Source organism: Rhodococcus sp. 008 (assembly GCF_001682295.1).
GTDB classification, from domain to species: Bacteria; Actinomycetota; Actinomycetes; order Mycobacteriales; family Mycobacteriaceae; genus Rhodococcus_F; species Rhodococcus_F qingshengii.
Genome location: NZ_CP012749.1, coordinates 3,116,812 through 3,134,545 on the forward strand (window position 1 = coordinate 3,116,812; position 17,734 = coordinate 3,134,545).

Genomic DNA, 17,734 nt, shown 5'->3' on the forward strand with positions numbered 1-17,734 from the left:
GCTCTCCTGTTTCGTCGCTCCGTGTGCGTCTCCCCTTGAACGATTTGGAGACCTCTCATGAGCGTTGACCACCGCCAACTCGGGCGCGACCTGGAGTTTTTCGCCACCACCCCCATAGTCGGGGCCGGCCTCCCACTCTGGTTACCGGACGGCGCGATCATCAGGAACGAACTCGAAAAGTTCGCCGCCGAACAAGCAGCGCGCTCCGGTTGTCGGGGTGTCTATACCCCGGTTATGGCGAAGAAAGAGTTGTACGAGAGATCTGGTCATTGGTCCAAGTTCTCGGACGACATGTTCCCCGAAATGAAGATAGGCGGAGAGTCATTTCTCCTTCGTCCAGCTAACTGTCCTCATCACGCTCAGGTATTCGCCGCTCGCGGTCGTAGTTATCGCGAGCTACCTTTCCGCGTTCGTGAACTCGGCTCGATGTTCCGTAGCGAACTCTCCGGTGTTCTCAGCGGATTGAGTCGAGTCCGACAGATCAATCTCGACGATGCACATGTCTTCTGTAGTCGTGAACAAGTGCAAGCGGAAGTGATCGTCGCGCTCGATGCGATCGAGCGCTGCTACTCGACTCTGGGGATTGCCGAACGGGGGTACCGACTCTCGATCAGAGGGGGAGAGGGGCAGTACCTCGGCACCGACGAGCAGTGGGTGGACGCCGAGGATCACCTTCGCGGGGCGCTGAATGCACGCTCGATCGAGTACGTGGAAGCGAAGGGGGAGGCAGCGTTCTACGGTCCCAAGATCGACGTCCAGGTGCGAGACGCGCACGGCCGCGAGGAAACACTCTCGACCGTGCAACTCGACTTCAATCAACCGGAGCGGTTCGACCTCGAGTACACCGCTGAGGACGGATCCAAGGCTCGCCCCGTCATGATCCATCGGGGCTTGCTCGGATCGATGGAACGCATGACTGCGCTTTTGATCGAAAGGTTCGAAGGGCGGATGCCGCCGTGGCTGGCACCCAACCAAGTCTCGATTCTGCCCGTCGGCGACCGGCACCAGGTTGAGGCCGAGCGTTTGCGGGCAGATCTCGAGGCTCGCGATGTTCGAGTGGCGATCGCGCCTGACGGATCGTTGGGACGTCGCATCCGCGAGGCACGCACTCACCGTGACCCGTACATCGCGGTGATCGGGGACAACGAGGTGCACGGCGGCACCGTCGACGTTCTGGTCCCCGCGCGTGGTGGGCGGGTGGTCGTCGATGCGAGTGTGTTTGTCGCTCAGGTGGTCTCGGGCATCAAAGAGCGTGCCCTGCTTCCGGCAGACTTCTAGCCGACGGGAAGCTCGTGGAGCGCGCGCACCAGTGGCGCGAGTTCGGGTGTCTTGCATGCCTCGTCGAGCGCGGCCTCGAGGGTGGCGTCGTGCGTCGGCCGTGCGCTTTCGAGAAGCTCGCGGCCGGCCGGCGTCAGCTCGGTGTAGATGCCTCGACGGTCGTCGGCGCACAGGATGCGCGTCAATAGTCCTCGATCTTCGAGTCGATTGACCAAGCGCGTCGTGGCGCTGCTGCTCAGTGCGGCAGCGCGAGCCAACTGAGCCATCCGCATGTGCCAGCCGTCCTGGCGGCTCAAAGCGTCGAGGACGGTGTATTCGACGACGGACAGTTTGTGCTCACGCTGGAGCGCGCGTTCCAGTTCGGTGTCGAGGGCGCCGTGCAGTGCTGCGAGCGTGCGCCACCCTTGCGAACGGATTTCGACGGCGTCGTCGGCGATCCCCATGTGATTCTCCTTGTCCGTTTCCTGCGACTCCAGGTTACCAGCTTGCGCATGTAGCGCGCGCGTGCAACTATTTATAGCGCGCCTGCAACTAATGCACGCGCCCGCTAACGGCTTACGCGTAAATCTGTGAAAGGAACATCGAGATGCCATTGGGTCTCATTGCCCTCGCTATGGGCGGGTTCGGGATCGGCCTCACCGAATTTGTCATCATGGGCCTCCTGCCCGAGGTCTCGGCTGATTTCGAGGTCACCGAGTCCGTCGCGGGCTACCTGATCTCGGGCTACGCACTGTCGGTGGCGCTCGGCGCGATCCTCCTTACCGCTGCCGTCACCCGCTTCGAGCGCAAGAAGGTCCTTCTCTCGCTCATGGTGCTGTTCATCATCGGCAACCTGATGTCCGCGCTCGCGCCCTCCTACGAGGTCATGATGGGCGGACGCATCGTCGCGGCGCTGTGCCACGGTGCGTTCTTCGGAATCGGCTCGGTGGTTGCCGCCGACATGGTCGCGCCCAACAAGCGCGCCGGCGCCATCGCGATGATGTTCGCGGGCCTGACCATCGCCAACGTTCTCGGCGTTCCGTTCGGCACGCTGCTGGGCCAGCAACTCGGATGGCGCTCGACGTTCTGGGCCATCACCGTCATCGGCGTCATCGCGCTCATCGGAATTGCAGCACTCGTCCCGACGACGCCCGCCAGCACGACCGGTGGCGGATTGCGCGGAGAGTTGGGGGCCTTCCGCAACAAGCAGGTATGGCTCTCGATCGCCATCACCATCCTCGGCTACGGCGGAATGTTCGGAGCCTTCACCTACATCGCCTTCACCCTCACCGAGGTCACCGGCTTCGCGACGTCCAGCGTTCCGTGGCTGCTCATCCTCTTCGGCTCGGGCCTGTTCGTCGGCAACTTCCTCGGCGCCAAGGCGGCCGACCGTTCGCTCACGAAGGCGCTGGTCTGGATTCTCGCGATCCTGACCGTCGTTCTGATCGTGTTCGCCGCCACCGCGGAGAGCAAGGTCATGACTGTGATCTCGCTGTTCTTCATGGGCGCCTTCGGTTTTGCGACGGTTCCCGGTCTGCAGATGCGGATCATGAACTACGCGTCGGCCGCACCGACCATGGCATCGGGTGCCAACATCGCCGCCTTCAACGTCGGCAACGCACTCGGGGCGTGGCTGGGCGGAATCACCATCGCCGCGGGACTCGGCTTCACCTCCCCGATCTGGATGGGAGCGGCAGTCACTGTCGCCGGTCTGCTGGTCTTGCTCGTCGCGGCGAAGATCGACCGCCCGGCAGCGTCAGAGCCGTCGACGCCGACCACCTCGCTGCACCCGACCGCCGCCTGAACCTGTCCATTGCGCTCTGACCCCATCGCGTGAACGTATCGCTCCCCTTGTCCAACAAGGGGAGCGATACGTTCACGCGGGTCAGGTGAGGCGGAATTCGGCGGTCACCCCGGAGAAAGGCGTGATCGCGCCGCTACCCCGAGCCTTCGACGCACCGAAGTGTTGGACTCGATACGTACCCGCCGGAGTATCGGCCGGAACATCCCACGTGATGCGCACGACGGAACCGTTGCTCCCGACCCGGCGCCAGTGCAGTTTGGTGGACCAGTCGTTGTCGTCGGCGACCCGTGTCCAGGATCCGCCGGTATTGCGCTGGATCTCGTAGAAGGTCCCGTTTCGGTGAGTGTCGTTCTTGGGGTGGCCGGTGACGAACTCGACGGCAACCTGCGCACCCGGTGAGCTGTCGCCGGGCTGGACGGTCGCATCGCCGAATTGTGTTCCCGGCAAGGGCTCGTCGAAGTCGACGCCAGGTCCGAAGCTGGGTTGGAACCCGGACAGGTCGGCCGGAGCGGGGCCGCGAGGAGGTTCGGTGCCGTCGCGCATCGCGGCTGCAAGGGCGGCATACCCCTGCTGATAGGCCGGCAATGTGTAACGACCGAACATCGTCGAACCGCCCTCGTACTGCTGCGAATCGTATTCCTGTGGTGTGGTGCAGTAGCTCGAGTACGAGTTCGCGTATCCCTGGAAGATGACGTTCTCGAGGGGAACCCCAAGCTCCTCGGCGACGGTTCGACGCACTCGTAATCCGGAGACGATGGTGAATTCCGCAGGGCCACCGATGATGTAGAACTGACCGATCCGCAGGATCTGGATCTTGAGTACGTTCGGCACCCATCCTCCCGGTGGCAGCAGGCCGACCGGAACGACTACGAGTTTGGGCGCCTGTGCATCCTGAAGCCATTGAGGCACAGGAGCATCCATACCGCCCAGGGCGTCGATCATGGGGTTTCGGGTGCCCTCGGGGAAGATCGGGATTGCCGGTCCGTCCTCGACGCTTCCGGCGCTCATTGCCGCGCCGATCGCGGCCGGAGCGGTGCGGTGCTCGCGTCCGTCGGGGGTGAATCTTCCGCTCACCACCTGATTTGCCATGTCCAGGTACATGATCCGACTGTCGACGCCACCGGTGACGGTGTCGGACGCCGCGTCGAAGGCAGTTCGAGCCGCCGCAACCTGGCGCAGCCCGATGATGCGTGCGTTCTCGAATTCGTCTTCGGTCGGTCCGCGTCCGGGCTCGAGGAAGAGGTTGGGTGACATGTCGCCGCTGTTGGTCTGCGGAAACGCAGCAATGAAGCTGGTGTCGCCGTCGAGGTAACGCACACCCCGGTCGTCGTGCTCCCAGAAGTACGCCGCGGCGCCCTTGTTGTCCCCGGAGATGAGATGGTTCTCGTTCGTGAGCGAGGCGCAGTGGGTGGCGAACCAGTTGATCGCCCCGATGTCCTTGCTGCCCCGACTGATCCGCATGACACGCATGTGGTGGTCGTTGCCACCGGGGTAGTAGGCCTTGTCCTCTTCGGGATTGAGGTCGAACGCCACTCGCGATCGGTTGACGCTGGCATCGGTGAGATCGGACCGCCCGAAACGGACCGTGCCTGGCGCCAGGTTCTCGTGCGCAGCGCTGATCGCCTCGACCATGCCGTTGACCTCGGCTTCGAACACCTGCAGTTCGAAGCCGAGAACTGCGAGGTTGTACGCGTAGTTGTGCGAGGCCCCACCACATGCCGCGTGTGAATGGATGGCCGTCAACATGACGTTGCGCTCGGTGTAGATGTCACCGAACCTCCCGGCCAGTCGGCGCAGGACCTCGTCGTGAACGGACTGGAAGATCATGCAGTTGTCGACGCACACGTAGGCGACCCGCGACCCGCCGGACTCGAAGATGAAGGCGCGTGCGCGCATTCGCTGGTGCAGGCCTTCGGCGCGTTGATCGAAGCTCGAGTAGCCCATCATGCCGACTTCGGCGACCGGTCCGGTCACGTCGGAAATTCCGACGCCCACCTGCAGTGACGCCGACGACTTGTCGGTGCGTGCGGGTGAAACGGTGCGTGCCGGCGAAGCTGCGACGGCCTGGTTCGTCGACAGAGCGGCGAGCGCAGGTGCGGCGGCAGCGCCTGCCAGTACGGTGCGTCGGGTGATCTGCACGAGTGTCCTTTCGGGCGGTCTGACGCGAGTTGGTCAACCGTCCAGGAGTGTAGCCCGAGTCACACGTGACCGAAAGGGGTGCCGTCGGCCGACACTCAGATTGTTGTGGCCTCCCCGAACGTCATCGCCAGGTTCTTGATGGTCGTGGTCATCAGGGCCCGGCGGGGGAGTCCCAGTTTCCGAAGCTCCGCCGCCATCGGGTGACTGCCCAGTTGAACCTCGGCTCCACCAGGGCGCGATTTGACGCCGGTCGGTGCCATGTCCCACGACGTGCACCTGGTGGCGCCGTCGAGATGTGAGTACGCGGCCAACGACATGTTGGCTCCGCCGCCCGGCACGCTGACGCCGGATTTCACACTCAACTGTGTGATGAGTTTGCCGTCGCGAGAGACCGATCCGCGCTTGACCGAGCCGACGTGCTCGGTGTCGAACTCGGCGAGCACCTTCGGGAATCCCCAGATTTCCCGGCCGGCGGCCTTGGTGAACTCGCCGTCCACCGGCAACTCGTGAATGAGTGCCCCTGCAGTTCCGGCAGCGAGCGAACGTAGATCTCCCAGCACCGAGGTTTCGGGAGGCGCAGTGTGGCTGCGCACCATGTACGTCACTCCGAATTCGTTGTACGGCCCCAGATCCCCGTCGATGTAGTCGACAAAAACCAGGCCGCACAGCGCCCGGCCGGGACGGTACTGGAGCACGGTCAAGCCGGTGTAATCGATGATCGACTGCGCGGTTGTGCTGGGTACCGAGTACAACGCCATGAAGGCAGACGCGGTGCGAACTTCGACGGGCATCTCGACCTTCTTGCCCAGAATCGTGTAGCTCATGGCGCCACCACCCCGCGGAGTCCGTCGGAGCCGTAGACAGGTTCGAGCATCGAGCGGAAATCCGGTCCGCGGCGCAGCATTTGGCCTCCGTCGACGTTGATGATCTGCCCGGTGATCCAGGTGGATTGCGGTCCGAGTAGGAAAGAAGCGAGTCCGGCGACGTCCTCGACCTCGCCGACGCGTTCGAGCGGCGTGTTGGCCAGGTAGTCGTCCAGGATGGGGCCACCGTCGGTGATGAGCGCGACCAGATCCGTTCGGGTCAGACCCGGCCGGATCGCATTGACACGAATGTTGCTGGCGCCCAGTTCGTCTGCCGCCAATTGCACCAGGTGGTCGACGCCGGACTTCGAGACGCCGTACGCGCCGAACCAGCGATGTGTGTTGCTGCTGGCGATCGACGAGATCGCGACGATGGATCCACCGCCTCCTGCCACCAGTGCCCGCGCGCCGTGCTTGATCGTCAGCATGGTCCCCGTGACGTTGAGGTCGACGGTGCGGCGCCAGGCGTCGACGTCGAGTTGCGTGACCGGTGCGATGGTTTCGTTCCCGCCGGCGCAGGCCACGACTCCGTCGAGCTTTCCGGTGACGGACACCGCCGCGGCGACAGCGGCGACGACTTCTGTCTCGATCGTGACGTCGGCAGGAGAGGCGCTGACCGATCCTTCCGGACTCGCCTGCCGGATCGATTCGGCGGCAGCATCGAGTTTCTCCTTGTTGCGTCCGCAGATCGTGACGTGAGCGCCGGACGCAACGAGCGAACGAGCGATGCCCAGGCCGATGCCACTACCGCCGCCGGTCACCAGTATCGATGTGCCGGTGAAAGTGGGTATGCCCGCTGAGGCGGTGTCGTCGTCCATGCGTGTCTCCTGGTCGTTGCTCCGGCGGGCTCGCGTGCTGCTTCTGGAGGTTTTCCGGTTCGGCTTCGGTGAAAACGCCCCACGCTATATAGGAACAGGTTCTACTTATTGAGGCAAGGGTTGTGCGAGAGGTGGAGTGATGGCTACCAGACCGACCTTCGATTTGATCGACGGACGCTTCTACAGCGGAGACCTCGGGAATGTGCGCGACGCGTACGCCTGGATGCGTGATCACGAGCCCGTGTACCGAGACGACGCCAACGGAATCACCGCGGCCGCGAGTTACGACGCCGTCGTCGCAGCCGAGCGGGATCCCGAACTGTTCTCCAACGCCGGTGGCATCCGCCCCGAAACCGGTCCATTGCCGCAGATGATCGACATGGACGACCCGCAGCACCTCACACGTCGACGCTTGGTCAATGCGGGTTTCACACGTAAGAAGGTCGAAGCCAAGGCCGGCCGTATCCGGGAGATCTGCGATCAACTGATCGACGCCGTCTGTGAGAAAGGAGAAGCCGACTTCGTCGCAGACCTGGCGGCACCGCTGCCGATGGCCGTCATCGGCGACATGTTGGGTGTCCGTCCGGAGGAACGCGCGTTGTTTCTGCGGTGGTCGGACGATCTGGTGAAGGCATTGGGAAGCAACGCTTCCCAGGATCAACTGCAGGCCATGATGGTTGCGTACGTCGATTTCACCGCGTACATGATGCGAACCATCGCCGAGCGGAGGAGCGACCCGGCCGACGATTTGGTGAGCACGTTGATTCACAGTGCGGTCGACGGCGAAGCCCTCTCCGATCAGGAAATCGTCAACGAATCCCTGCTGATCCTGATCGGCGGTGACGAGACCACACGGCACGTGCTCAGCGGCGGCATGGAACAGCTACTGCGCCATCCGGACCAGCGCCGGGAGCTAGTCGACGATCCCGATGCCATTCCCTTGGCAATGGAGGAGATGCTGCGGTGGTCCTCGCCGATCAAGAACATGGCTCGAACCCTGACCCGTGACACCGATTTCTTCGGCGCGCAGCTGAAGGCAGGTGAGAAGATGCTGCTGCTCTTCGAATCGGCAAATTTCGACGAGTCCGTGTTCCTGAACGCCGAACGGTTCGATGTCGGCCGCACACCGAATCCGCACGTGGCCTTCGGCTTCGGAACTCATTTCTGTCTGGGTAATCAGCTGGCCAGGTTGGAGGGACGGATCATGTTCGAGCAACTCTTCGCCAGGCTGCCGGGAATGGCACTTGCCACCGACGCGCCGTTGCAGCGGCGTGCCGCCAACTTCGTGTCCGGTCTCGAATCGATGCCGGTGCGGTTTACCGCTTCGGCGCCGTCAGCCGGGTAGTTGGCAGTTGGGAGGCGCAGCATCTTCGGAGAGGGGGCTGCCCGCCGGATTGACGTAGACGACCTCGAGTACCAATGGTGTTGTCTGCGAGTTGTTTCCGATGTGCACATGATCTGAACCGCTCGGTTCGATCAAAGTATTTCCGGCGCTGTAGATCCCGTCGACGGAGCAATCGGATCGGTAGTGGCTCAACGTGCCCTGCGCGATCAGTGCGTAGAGCGTCCCGTCGTGGAAGTGCCAACCGGTGGAACCGCCGGGGTCGATGGTGATCTGACGCAGGATGTAGTCCTTGCCGTCGAAAGTCACCTGCCCGAGAATTTCACCGTGTACTCCCGTGCTCGGTGTCGCCGACGCATTGATCGGCGTCAGAGACAGCCCGATCGCTGCGGACACTGCAAGCAGAACCTGATGGCGTTTACGCATGAGCGGCCCTCCCAGACGGATGTGCTCCTGAGTGTCCTCCGTCGATGCCCGGTTTATCCCAGTTTTCGTGGATCCAGCACTGCGAAGGCAGAGGTATGCCCTTGAGAGGCGGTTACGCTCGTGCCATGCTGCAAGTCGCGACGAGGCGCCGGAGCCAGCCGCCGCCTGCGCGCTTCATGTTCGAGGCATTGATCGATCCGTACCGCCAGCCCGACCCGACGCCGTCATCCGACCCGACGCCGTCATCCGATTCGACATCGAGCCGGTCGGAAACAGCACGATGCTGCGTTGGACGCTCTTCTTGGACGATCCGATACCGCCCGAGGCAGAGGTTGTCAGCATGCGAAAGCGGCTCAACACCTTGATAAATGCGAATCTCAGGTTCAACTTCGGCCAATAAGTTGGATCACTGCCGCATTACTTGGTGTCGACTCGGCCGATCGGGTCGGCGTTGTCGCTGAATGCGGCCCGGGCCGCTGGCCAGCTGGTCTCATCGATGCGCAACGCGGTCCGAAGGTAGGCAGTACTCATCCGTTGGATGGCGGCGACCCGCTCTGGGTTCTCGTCAGTGGTCTCGGCGACTTCGTATCCGACGATTCCACCGAGTGCGTGCTCGGCACCGTAGAAGGTCAGGAGGTCGGTGGCTCCGGGGCTGTGCGTGTAGGCGTCGGTGAACCAGTCAGGTCCGCGGCTGGACATCTTGGACTGGTCGTGGTCGCCCGCGACGACGAGTGTCGGCGTCGTCAGTTCCTGGAACGAGGGGCGCATGAACGGGAAGTTCGCCTGCGCGAACGGATGCAGGTTCTCGCCGCCGAGACCGGTTGCTGCGAACAGGATTCCCGCGGTGACGCGACTGTCGGACATGTCCTGGCCGACCTGGCCGGCCTCGTCGAAGATCCTTGCTCCGAGGAGCGACTGAGCGGTTTGCCCGCCCCAGGAGTGACCAGTGGCGGCAACTCGACTGCGGTCGATGCGGCCGGCAAGCCCGGGCACGGCAAATTCGATGGTGTCGAGCTGATCAAGGATGCGTGTGAGATCCGCGATTCTCTCGGTCCAGATCGTCGGGAAAACCGGGTGGTCGAACCCGAAACCGTTCCGGCGCGAGTCCAGATGTGTCGGCTGGATCACCACGAATCCGTGGGATGCCCAGAATGCCGTGAGTGGCGAGTATCCATCGAGGTTCCAGCCGTTGCCGTGGGAGAACACCACAACGGGGAGGTTCGTGCCTGCTGCCGGAGCAGACACACGTACTTCCAGCGGGACAGGTCGATCGGGGGCGAACAACTCGACGGGGGCAACGGAGACGACCGGGGTGCCGGCGCCGATGATGCCGTTCAGAGTGTCGATCATTGATGAGGTCATGGCAAGTTCCTTGCTGAGGCTGCACCCTGCGATACTGGTTATCGGAGCGTCGCTCCGCAACATTACGGAGCGTTGTTCCGTAATGCAAACATATGTTGTGAGTCAGCGAGGAGTGCACATGGCTGATGCCCAGGACGAGCAGTCGCGCGTCGCGTCTCCCAAGCAAGTCGGTCGCCCACGTCGAAGCGAGCAGGCGCTGCTCGACGCGGCGGCAGCAGTGTTCGTGGAGTCCGGAGTCGACGCTCCGGTGCGGGAGATTGCGGCGAAGGCCGGCGTCGGCATGGGGACGATCTACCGCCACTTCCCGACGCGTCCCGAGTTGGTGGTCGCCGTATACCGACACCAAGTCGAGGCGTGTGCGGACGCGGGCCCACAGATGCTCGCGGAGAGTGCAACGCCCGAGGCGGCTTTGCGGGCATGGGTGGCTTTGTTCGTGGAGTTCCTGGTAACCAAGCATGGGCTCGCCGGTGCACTGCAAGGAGACAGCGCCGGGTCCGACGCTCTGCATATCTACTTCGTCGACCGCCTCGTTCCGGTATGTGACTCCCTCCTCGCGGCAGCGCTCGAGTCCGTTGGCACTGCTTCGCGGGTCGATGCGTACAACGTGCTCAAAGGCATCGGGAACCTTTGTATCGGTGCTGGGTCCGATGACCGGTACAAGGCCGAGGTCCTTGTACAGCTATTCATCTCGGGCGTACTCGCGCGGGAGGTTCGCTGACGCTCGGCAGTCAGATCAACTCCGGATTCTCGGCGTACACCTCCTCGAGGATCGACATGTCGAACAGTTGCTCCGCCGTAATCTCCAGCCCCGCTTTCGACAGTGCCGCGATGTTCTGTTCGATCAGTTGGGGTGTCATCGTGAACAACCCGTTGGCTTTGGTATCTGCCGACACCACAAGATCGTTCTGTGCGGTGGCTTCCTTGATCTGCTCTTCGAGTTCCAGGTTCTGGTCCTTGCCGTAGACCTCGACGGCAAGCCGCGCCGACTCTGCCGGATCAGCGACCGCGTCCTTCCAACCCTGGATCTCGGCCTTCAGGAATGCCTTGAGTTTGTCCCTCTCGTTGTCGATGGTGGACTGGAGAACCGTGAACGATTCGGCGACCAACGGCAGGTTGTAGTCCGCGAAGAGGAAGTGGGCGTTGGGGAAACCTTTGGCGGCCAGTGTGATCGGCTCGTTGGTCACGTAGGAGACCCAGCCGTCCACCTCGCCGTTCGCCAAGGGGCTCGGATCGAACTGCGCGGGCACGATCGTCATCTGGCTTTCGGTCAGGCCGTTTGCTGCCAGGAGAGCTCCGAAGACGAGCTGATTGGAATCCTGGACGCCGATCTTCTTGCCGATCATGTCCTGTGGTGAGTTGATCGGTGCCGCAGCGGAACTGACAATCGCAAACGGGTTCTTCTGGAATGTCGCACCGACGATCTTTGCCTCCAGCCCGTCGAGTACGGCGGGGGCTGTGAGCTGCGGTGCGGACATTCCGATCCACACCTTGCCGGTGTCCAAGCCGGCTTCGACGCCGGTGCCGGCTGCGCCGCCTGCCACCAGGTCGACATTTCCGAAGCCGGCATTCTTGTAGTACCCCTTGTCGAGAGCGAAGTACTCACCGGCGAACTCGATGTTCTTGATCCAGGACAACTGCACTGCAACTGTTCCGAATTCGGAACCGTCGTCCGTGGTTCCGCCACTCGAACTGCTGGAGTCACTGCTACACGCGAGCAATGACGCACTACCGGCGACTGCGATGCCGGTCAGCGCGGAGTAGCGGAAGAAGGCCCTGCGGTCCAGCTGGCGGACGGGCTTGAATGGCGTCATGAATCGGAACACTAGGGCCAGTCGGTTTCGTTCAGTTTGCTTGGGAGAGAGAGTTTGTTGAGGTCGTGTTAACAGATGTCACGGCTTGCCCGCCGAAGGACCGAAACGAGACAGAGCGATGCTTTCGAAGATCCCGACCACGGCGTAGAGGACGATCGACACCACGGTGATCACCACGATAGATGCCCACAATTCGTTGTACTGGTAGCGCGGAATGGCTTTGATCATGCTCGAACCCAAGCCTTGGCCGCTACCGAGCCATTCGCCGATCAGTGCTCCGATCAAGGCGCCGGGTACGGATACTCGTGCAGCGGCGAACACAGCCGGAAGTGCGGACGGTACGGACACCATTCGCAATGCGGTCCAACGACTCCCGCCGTACGCAGCGATGAGGTCTTGTGCCTGAGCTGGAGCGGCGCGCAGACCGACCATGATCATGACCAGGGCCGGAAAGAACACCACTATCGCAACCATGACCGTCACACCCACGATTCCGCGGCCGAATATCAGGACGATGATCGGGGTCATCGCAACGAGAGGAACAGATCGTAGAAGCATTGCAACGGGCATGAAAGTCTGTTCGACAGTGCGGGAAACGACGAAGATCGATGCCACCACGAGCGCGGCAGTCATTCCGACGGCAAAGCCGACACCGGCGTCGCGCAGAGTGATGAACAGGTTGTCGATGATGCCCGAACGAGCGTCGGCGGATTTTGGGCCGGAGAACAGGTACTCCCAGACGTCGGCCGGCGTCTTTCCCACACGCGGGCCGACCTGGGGGAAGGCGTTGAGGAAGACCACCCAGATGACAAGCAACAGCGCCGAGGCGATGGCAATCGGGGCGAGGAATCTCAATGTTCCTCGTACCGCGGTCATTTCTGTGCTCCCGGAGCGCTGGTCCACGGCGTGACGAGCCGGGCGATCGCTGCGACTACGGCGTACCCCAGACCGGCGAGCAAGGCGGCGGCGATAGCCATTCCCCACGTTCGCGGGACGTTGTACGACGTCTGAGCGGCCGTTAGTGCGACGCCGATCCCGCTGTCCACCCCGCCGAGATACTCACCGAGAATTGCACCCAGTACGGCCGAAGGTGCAGCAATCTTGAGGGCAGCAAAGGTGCTCGGAAGTGCGCTCACAAGTTGAACTTTGGTGAACTTCTGCCAACGCCCACCGCCGTAGGCGGCGACGAGATCGAGGCTCGTCTTGTCGGCCGATCTCAGGCCGGCGAGTGTGCCGACCATCGTGGTGAAGAAGCAGTACATTGCGGCGAGAAAGATTGTGGGGGTCCTGCCGCCGAAGACGACCAGGATGATCGGGCCAAGCGCCAACAGCGGTGTGCAGTAGCTCAGGATCGCCAATTGTGTGGCCAACCCCTCGATGGGCGGAATGAGAACGACAAGCACAGCAAGCGTGATCGCCAGCAGGTTTCCCCAGAGAAAGCCCTGCAGCGCACCGGAAGCCGTGACGGTGAAATTGGGTCCGTACAGCGACCAACCGTCGTCGAACATCGTCGAGACAACCACCCACGGCGTCGGAATCGTGCCTCCCGCAACACCGGCCGCCGCCAGAATCCACCAGAGCACGATCAGTCCGCAGATACCGACTGCACCGCCGAACCACGTTGGACGCTTCAATCGGATCCGGCGCGGCACAGATGGCTGCGCCGCCGCGGTCGCGACGTTCTCGATATCGGTAATTGTCATGCGGCGCCTGCTTTTCCGAAGAGCAGTCCGGAGAGGTAGTCGTGGATCTCGTGGAACTCGGGTGTACGCATCATCTCGGGTGTACGCGGGCGCGGCAGGTCGATCGGCACGACTTCGAGGACGCGTCCGGGCCGCGGCGTCATGACGGCAACGACGTCGGAGAGGAACACGGCTTCGGCGATTCCGTGAGTCACCATCAACGTGGTCGCCGGTTTCTCGGTCCAGATCCTGAGCAATTCGATGTTGAGCCGTTGACGGGTCATGTCGTCCAGCGCGCCGAAGGGTTCGTCGAGTAGGAGGACACTCGGCTTGACCACGAGCGATCGTGCGATCGACACACGCTGACGCATACCGCCGGACAATTGGGCGGGCTTGGCCTTCTCGAATCCTTCGAGGCCGACGAGCGCGATCAGGTCGGCTATCAGGTCGGGGTCGGGATCGATGCCGGCAACCTGAAGGGGCAGTTTGATGTTGGAGGCCACTGTTCGCCACGGCAGCAAAGCCGAATCCTGGAAGGCGATTCCGAGTTCGCGGCGCTTGCGTAACTCGGCCGGCGACTGTCCGTTGACAAGGGCCGTTCCCGACGTCGGACTATCGAGGCCCGCAAGGATGCGGAGAACGGTGGACTTCCCACATCCGGACGGCCCGAGCAGAGACAGGAAAGAGCCTTCGCTGGTTTGAAGGGACACGTCGGTCAGCGCGGTCACCGACCGACGACCCATCTCGAAGGTCTTGCCGAGGCCGGAGATGTCGAGACCGGTTCCAGCGGGGCGAGGTGTGGTGACGGGACTGGTCATTCCCGCACAGTACGAACGTCCGGTTGCGGTCATGTTGCCTGCGCGTCACCGCTGCGTGAGGCTGGTTCGGCGTCTCCTGTCACAGCGCCGTGGTGAGATGGACGTCTGGACGGAGTGAGGGGAGCGAAGATTGCTGAAGTTGTACCGGGCCGAGCGTTCGGACACCTTGGTCTCGGCGTTGGCCACGCTCCTCCGTACCCCGCTGTCGGATCCATTCGCCAGGGAAACTGTTGCGGTGCCGGCCAGGGGCGTCGAGCGTTGGCTCAATCAGCGGCTGTCCTCCCAGCTAGGCACGTCCGGACCGTCAGCAGTGGACGGAATTTCTGCGAACATCGCGTTTCCTTCACCCGCGCGCCTGGTCGCGGAGTCCGTGGCCGCGGTCAGTGGAATCACGGCTGACGACGACCCATGGTCGCCGACGCGATTGGTGTGGACGGTTCTCGATGTGATCGACGAGTCCCTCGGCGAGCCCTGGTGCGGAGTCCTGGCGAAACATCTCGAAGGCCATCGTGAAGGTCGACGGTTTGCCTCCGCCACACATGTCACCGAACTCTTCCGCAGTTATGCCGCGCAACGCCCGCAGATGCTGATCGACTGGGCCGCCGGGCGGTTGACCGACGGACACGGATTGGCGCTGTCGGAGGATTTCGAATGGCAGGCACGTCTGTGGTGCATCGTCGCGGACAAGATCGACGTTCCGGGGCCCGCAGAGCGACTGGGGCAAGTGAGCCGCGCACTGGTCGAGGACCCGGCCTTGGTCGACCTACCGGAACGTCTGTCGGTCTTCGGGCCGACCCGACTGCCGGTCGATCAGCGAATGATCTTGAGCGCACTCAGTGCGAATCGGGACGTGCACATCTGGCTCCCGCATCCCAGCCCCGCGCTGTGGACCAAGATGAGCTCGCGCATACCGCCTCGAAGTGAGAGCACGATCCGACGTTCGGAAGACGGGTCAGCGCTGATATCCGCCAATCCGTTGCTGTCGAGTCTTGCTCGCGACGTTCGTGAACTTCAGATCAGCCTCGGTGCCGCCGAGTTCGAGTCGGTGCATCTTCCCGAACCAGCCGGCCCGAAATCCCTCCTGGCGACGGTCAAGGCCGATGTCATCGCAGATCGTGCTCCCAGCGTTGCAGCGGAACCGGATGGGACAGTTCAGGTCCACGCTTGCCACGGGCCGGCACGGCAGGTCGAGGTGCTCCGCGAATGTCTGCTCCGATTGTTCGAGGACGACCCGACATTGCAGCCGCGCGACGTACTCGTGATGTGCCCGGACGTCGAAACGTACGCACCTTTGGTTCGTGCTGCATTCGGGCAAGGCGTCCATGGCCACCCGGGGCATCTCCTTCGAGTAAGGCTGGCAGACCGCGGATTACGTCAGACCAATCCTGTCCTGGCCGTTCTCGGCTCTCTCCTCGAATTGGCCGACGGCCGGGCCACAGCCAGTGAGGTTCTCGACCTGGCCGCGACCGAGCCTGTCCGCACACGTTTTTCGTGGGGCGACGACGAGTTGGAAAGACTGCGGGAATGGACGACGGAAGCGGGTGCTCGCTGGGGAATCGGTAGTCGGCAGCGTGCCACGTTCGGCCTCGATGCATTTCCGCAGAACACCTTCAACACCGCCATGGACCGAATCTTGTTGGGGGTCAGCGCGGACGAATCGGAAAATGCCTGGCTGGATCTCGCGCTACCACTCGATGACGTGGACGGCACAGACATCGACCTGACTGGACGTTTCGCAGAGTTCGTCGATCGCCTGGCCGTCTCGCTTCGCGATCTTGCCGGCCCACATTCACCGGCCGAATGGCTTCGTGTGCTGATGCGGGCCCTGGATCTGCTGACCGACACAGCGCCCGCAGATTCCTGGCAGAGCGCGGGGGCCCACCGCGAACTGGTAGCTGCTGTCGAATTCGGCGGAGAGACGGTGTTACGTCTGGCCGATGTTCGCGCGATGCTCTCGCGCAGCCTCGCGGGCAGACCGACGCGTGCCAACTTCCGAACCGGCGAACTGACTGTGTGCACGATGGTTCCGATGCGTTCGGTACCGCATCGCGTGGTCGTGCTGATCGGACTCGACGACGAGGTGTTCCCTCGAACCGGTGGAGTCGACGGCGACGACATCTTGTCACGTGATCCCGTTGTGGGGGAGCGCGATCTGCGCAGTGAAGACCGGCAACTGCTTCTCGATGCCGTGATGTCTGCGGGCGAGCATCTGATTCTGTTGTATACCGGTGCCGATCCGGTCACCGGTGTCGTCAGACCACCGGCGATCCCCCTCAGTGGCCTTCTCGACGTACTCAGTGCGACGGTAGGTCCGGACGCTGTGAACGGGGTGCTGACACGGCATCCGTTGCAATCGTTCGACAATCGAAACTTCGCGCCGAACAAGCCGTTCAGCTTCGACACGGCAGCGCTGGCCGGTGCGAGGGCTGCCTCCGGAACACCGGTCGAATTGCCGACAGTCTTGTCGGCCGAGCTACCCGAGGTGCATCCGAAGGAAGTGAACCTCGCCGACTTGGTGAACTTCCTGGTACATCCCGCGCGTGGTTTTCTGCGCCAACGCCTCGGCGTCCGGGTACCGGAACTCGACGACGACATCGCGGATTCGCTGGCAACCGAGCTCGATCCACTGTCCACCTGGGCTCTGGGTGACCGAATGCTTCTCTCGCGCTTGGCTGGACGCAGCTCTGCGGATTTTCGTGCAGCCGAGTGGCGCCGCGGCACTCTGCCGCCCTACAACCTGGGCGCTACGGTTCTGGGCAACGTCGAATGGGTGGTCGATCAGATTGCCGGACTTGCCTTGCCGCACTTCGACGGAGACTCCGAAGCTGTCGACGTCGACATAGACCTCGGTAACGGGCGTCGTCTCACCGGAACGGTAACCGGTGTGCACGGCAATTCAGTGGTGCGAGCGTCGTATTCCTCACTGGCGCCTAAACATCGGATGACGGCCTGGATCAATCTCCTCGCCTTGAAATCACACGGACGACCCGGTCCGCTCGATGCAGTCTCGATCGGACGGGGTCGGGGAAAGACAGCAGCGGCACGGTCGGTGCTCGATGCGCCGGGCAATGCGGTCGAGATACTGCAGCGATTGGTGGACCTACGGGAGCGGGGGCTGCAGCGCCCGTTGCCGATGTGGGCCGCGACTTCAGCCGAATATGCGCGCCGACGCTTTGGTGGGGAGTCGGTCGACGATGCGACAAACGGTGCGGACACCCAGTGGACCGGGCAGTACGGCGAGATGATCGATCCGAGCAACACTTACGTTTTCGGAGAGGCTCGAACACTTGCGGAGTTGGCTGCGGATCCGCCGTCGGACGACGAGTTCGTCTGGGCCGAGGAACCGACTCGGTTCGGAGTTCTCGCCCGACGGTTGTGGGATCCGTTGCTGACCAACGAAAGAGCGGAGTAA

At 62.9% G+C, this 17,734-nt stretch carries 15 protein-coding genes; 5 read left to right on the forward strand and 10 right to left on the reverse strand.

Annotated elements, in window-relative coordinates; all coding sequences use genetic code 11:
- Positions 1–57 precede the first annotated feature (57 nt).
- The gene (gene thrS / locus AOT96_RS14575; protein WP_065351916.1) at positions 58–1,278 is read left to right on the forward strand and encodes a threonine--tRNA ligase; all 1,221 of its coding nucleotides are present in this window, start codon (positions 58–60) and stop codon (positions 1,276–1,278) included.
- On the opposite strand, the gene AOT96_RS14580 is transcribed toward thrS, so the two are convergent.
- On the reverse strand, positions 1,275–1,721 hold the full coding sequence (locus AOT96_RS14580; RefSeq protein WP_003945852.1) for a MarR family winged helix-turn-helix transcriptional regulator: 447 nt from the start codon (positions 1,719–1,721) through the stop codon (positions 1,275–1,277). The two genes, thrS and AOT96_RS14580, sit on opposite strands and share 4 nt — an antisense overlap.
- A gap of 143 nt (positions 1,722–1,864) precedes the next feature.
- Here AOT96_RS14580 and AOT96_RS14585 point away from each other — a divergent pair, with 143 nt between their 5' ends.
- Complete coding sequence (locus AOT96_RS14585) at positions 1,865–3,061, forward strand: MFS transporter (protein WP_063315034.1); 1,197 nt, start codon at positions 1,865–1,867, stop codon at positions 3,059–3,061.
- An 81-nt stretch (positions 3,062–3,142) separates the two neighbouring features.
- Here the strand turns inward: AOT96_RS14585 and AOT96_RS14590 are convergent, their stop codons facing one another.
- The 3 genes from AOT96_RS14590 to AOT96_RS14600 form a co-directional block, all read right to left on the reverse strand.
- Positions 3,143–5,200, reverse strand: a complete 2,058-nt coding sequence (locus AOT96_RS14590) for a neutral/alkaline ceramidase (RefSeq protein ID WP_065351917.1) — start codon at positions 5,198–5,200, stop codon at positions 3,143–3,145.
- Between the two features lie 95 nt (positions 5,201–5,295).
- Positions 5,296–6,024, reverse strand: a complete 729-nt coding sequence (locus AOT96_RS14595; RefSeq protein WP_003945787.1) for an acetoacetate decarboxylase family protein — start codon at positions 6,022–6,024, stop codon at positions 5,296–5,298.
- The gene (locus AOT96_RS14600; protein ID WP_065351918.1) at positions 6,021–6,881 is read right to left on the reverse strand and encodes an SDR family oxidoreductase; all 861 of its coding nucleotides are present in this window, start codon (positions 6,879–6,881) and stop codon (positions 6,021–6,023) included. The genes AOT96_RS14595 and AOT96_RS14600 overlap by 4 nt, the downstream gene beginning before the upstream one ends.
- Before the next feature lie 139 nt (positions 6,882–7,020).
- On the opposite strand from AOT96_RS14600, the gene AOT96_RS14605 reads away from it, so the two are divergent.
- Entirely contained in the window at positions 7,021–8,226 is a 1,206-nt protein-coding gene (locus AOT96_RS14605; protein ID WP_065351919.1) for a cytochrome P450, read from the forward strand.
- Here the strand turns inward: AOT96_RS14605 and AOT96_RS14610 are convergent.
- Together AOT96_RS14610 and AOT96_RS14620 are read right to left on the reverse strand one after the other, a co-directional pair.
- Positions 8,215–8,649, reverse strand: coding sequence for a cupin (locus AOT96_RS14610; RefSeq protein ID WP_003945598.1), 435 nt, complete (start codon positions 8,647–8,649; stop codon positions 8,215–8,217). The genes AOT96_RS14605 and AOT96_RS14610 overlap by 12 nt on opposite strands.
- A 417-nt stretch (positions 8,650–9,066) precedes the next feature.
- The gene (locus AOT96_RS14620; protein WP_042920492.1) at positions 9,067–10,011 is read right to left on the reverse strand and encodes an alpha/beta hydrolase family protein; all 945 of its coding nucleotides are present in this window, start codon (positions 10,009–10,011) and stop codon (positions 9,067–9,069) included.
- 118 nt (positions 10,012–10,129) lie between these two features.
- Here AOT96_RS14620 and AOT96_RS14625 point away from each other — a divergent pair, with 118 nt between their 5' ends.
- A complete protein-coding gene (locus AOT96_RS14625; protein ID WP_007734129.1) occupies positions 10,130–10,729 on the forward strand; it encodes a TetR/AcrR family transcriptional regulator in 600 nt (199 codons plus the stop codon).
- Between the two features lie 10 nt (positions 10,730–10,739).
- On the opposite strand, the gene AOT96_RS14630 is transcribed toward AOT96_RS14625, so the two are convergent.
- The 4 genes from AOT96_RS14630 to AOT96_RS14645 form a co-directional block, all read right to left on the reverse strand.
- Positions 10,740–11,822 (reverse strand): ABC transporter substrate-binding protein, encoded by a 1,083-nt coding sequence (locus AOT96_RS14630; RefSeq protein WP_058039310.1) that lies wholly within the window; start codon positions 11,820–11,822, stop codon positions 10,740–10,742.
- A gap of 78 nt (positions 11,823–11,900) precedes the next feature.
- The gene (locus AOT96_RS14635) at positions 11,901–12,698 is read right to left on the reverse strand and encodes an ABC transporter permease (protein WP_065351921.1); all 798 of its coding nucleotides are present in this window, start codon (positions 12,696–12,698) and stop codon (positions 11,901–11,903) included.
- Positions 12,695–13,525, reverse strand: coding sequence for an ABC transporter permease (locus AOT96_RS14640; protein ID WP_065351922.1), 831 nt, complete (start codon positions 13,523–13,525; stop codon positions 12,695–12,697). The genes AOT96_RS14635 and AOT96_RS14640 overlap by 4 nt, the downstream gene beginning before the upstream one ends.
- Positions 13,522–14,355 carry an ABC transporter ATP-binding protein gene (locus AOT96_RS14645; RefSeq protein WP_065351923.1) on the reverse strand — a complete coding sequence of 278 codons (834 nt, stop codon included), beginning with the start codon at positions 14,353–14,355 and terminating at the stop codon, positions 13,522–13,524. The genes AOT96_RS14640 and AOT96_RS14645 overlap by 4 nt, the downstream gene beginning before the upstream one ends.
- Before the next feature lie 97 nt (positions 14,356–14,452).
- Here AOT96_RS14645 and recC point away from each other — a divergent pair, with 97 nt between their 5' ends.
- Positions 14,453–17,734 (forward strand): exodeoxyribonuclease V subunit gamma, encoded by a 3,282-nt coding sequence (gene recC, locus AOT96_RS14650; RefSeq protein WP_065351924.1) that lies wholly within the window; start codon positions 14,453–14,455, stop codon positions 17,732–17,734.

What these genes read in the sequence shown, in the direction of transcription:
- AOT96_RS14625 (WP_007734129.1), top strand. Translation starts at nt 10,130, where the DNA reads ATGGCTGATGCCCAGGACGAGCAGTCGCGCGTCGCGTCTCCCAAGCAA.
- AOT96_RS14610 (WP_003945598.1), bottom strand. Translation starts at nt 8,649, where the DNA reads ATGCGTAAACGCCATCAGGTTCTGCTTGCAGTGTCCGCAGCGATCGGG.
- thrS (WP_065351916.1), top strand. Translation starts at nt 58, where the DNA reads ATGAGCGTTGACCACCGCCAACTCGGGCGCGACCTGGAGTTTTTCGCC.
- AOT96_RS14630 (WP_058039310.1), bottom strand. Translation starts at nt 11,822, where the DNA reads ATGACGCCATTCAAGCCCGTCCGCCAGCTGGACCGCAGGGCCTTCTTC.
- AOT96_RS14645 (WP_065351923.1), bottom strand. Translation starts at nt 14,355, where the DNA reads ATGACCGCAACCGGACGTTCGTACTGTGCGGGAATGACCAGTCCCGTC.
- AOT96_RS14605 (WP_065351919.1), top strand. Translation starts at nt 7,021, where the DNA reads ATGGCTACCAGACCGACCTTCGATTTGATCGACGGACGCTTCTACAGC.
- AOT96_RS14600 (WP_065351918.1), bottom strand. Translation starts at nt 6,881, where the DNA reads ATGGACGACGACACCGCCTCAGCGGGCATACCCACTTTCACCGGCACA.
- AOT96_RS14595 (WP_003945787.1), bottom strand. Translation starts at nt 6,024, where the DNA reads ATGAGCTACACGATTCTGGGCAAGAAGGTCGAGATGCCCGTCGAAGTT.
- AOT96_RS14585 (WP_063315034.1), top strand. Translation starts at nt 1,865, where the DNA reads ATGCCATTGGGTCTCATTGCCCTCGCTATGGGCGGGTTCGGGATCGGC.
- AOT96_RS14620 (WP_042920492.1), bottom strand. Translation starts at nt 10,011, where the DNA reads ATGACCTCATCAATGATCGACACTCTGAACGGCATCATCGGCGCCGGC.
- AOT96_RS14580 (WP_003945852.1), bottom strand. Translation starts at nt 1,721, where the DNA reads ATGGGGATCGCCGACGACGCCGTCGAAATCCGTTCGCAAGGGTGGCGC.
- AOT96_RS14640 (WP_065351922.1), bottom strand. Translation starts at nt 13,525, where the DNA reads ATGACAATTACCGATATCGAGAACGTCGCGACCGCGGCGGCGCAGCCA.
- AOT96_RS14635 (WP_065351921.1), bottom strand. Translation starts at nt 12,698, where the DNA reads ATGACCGCGGTACGAGGAACATTGAGATTCCTCGCCCCGATTGCCATC.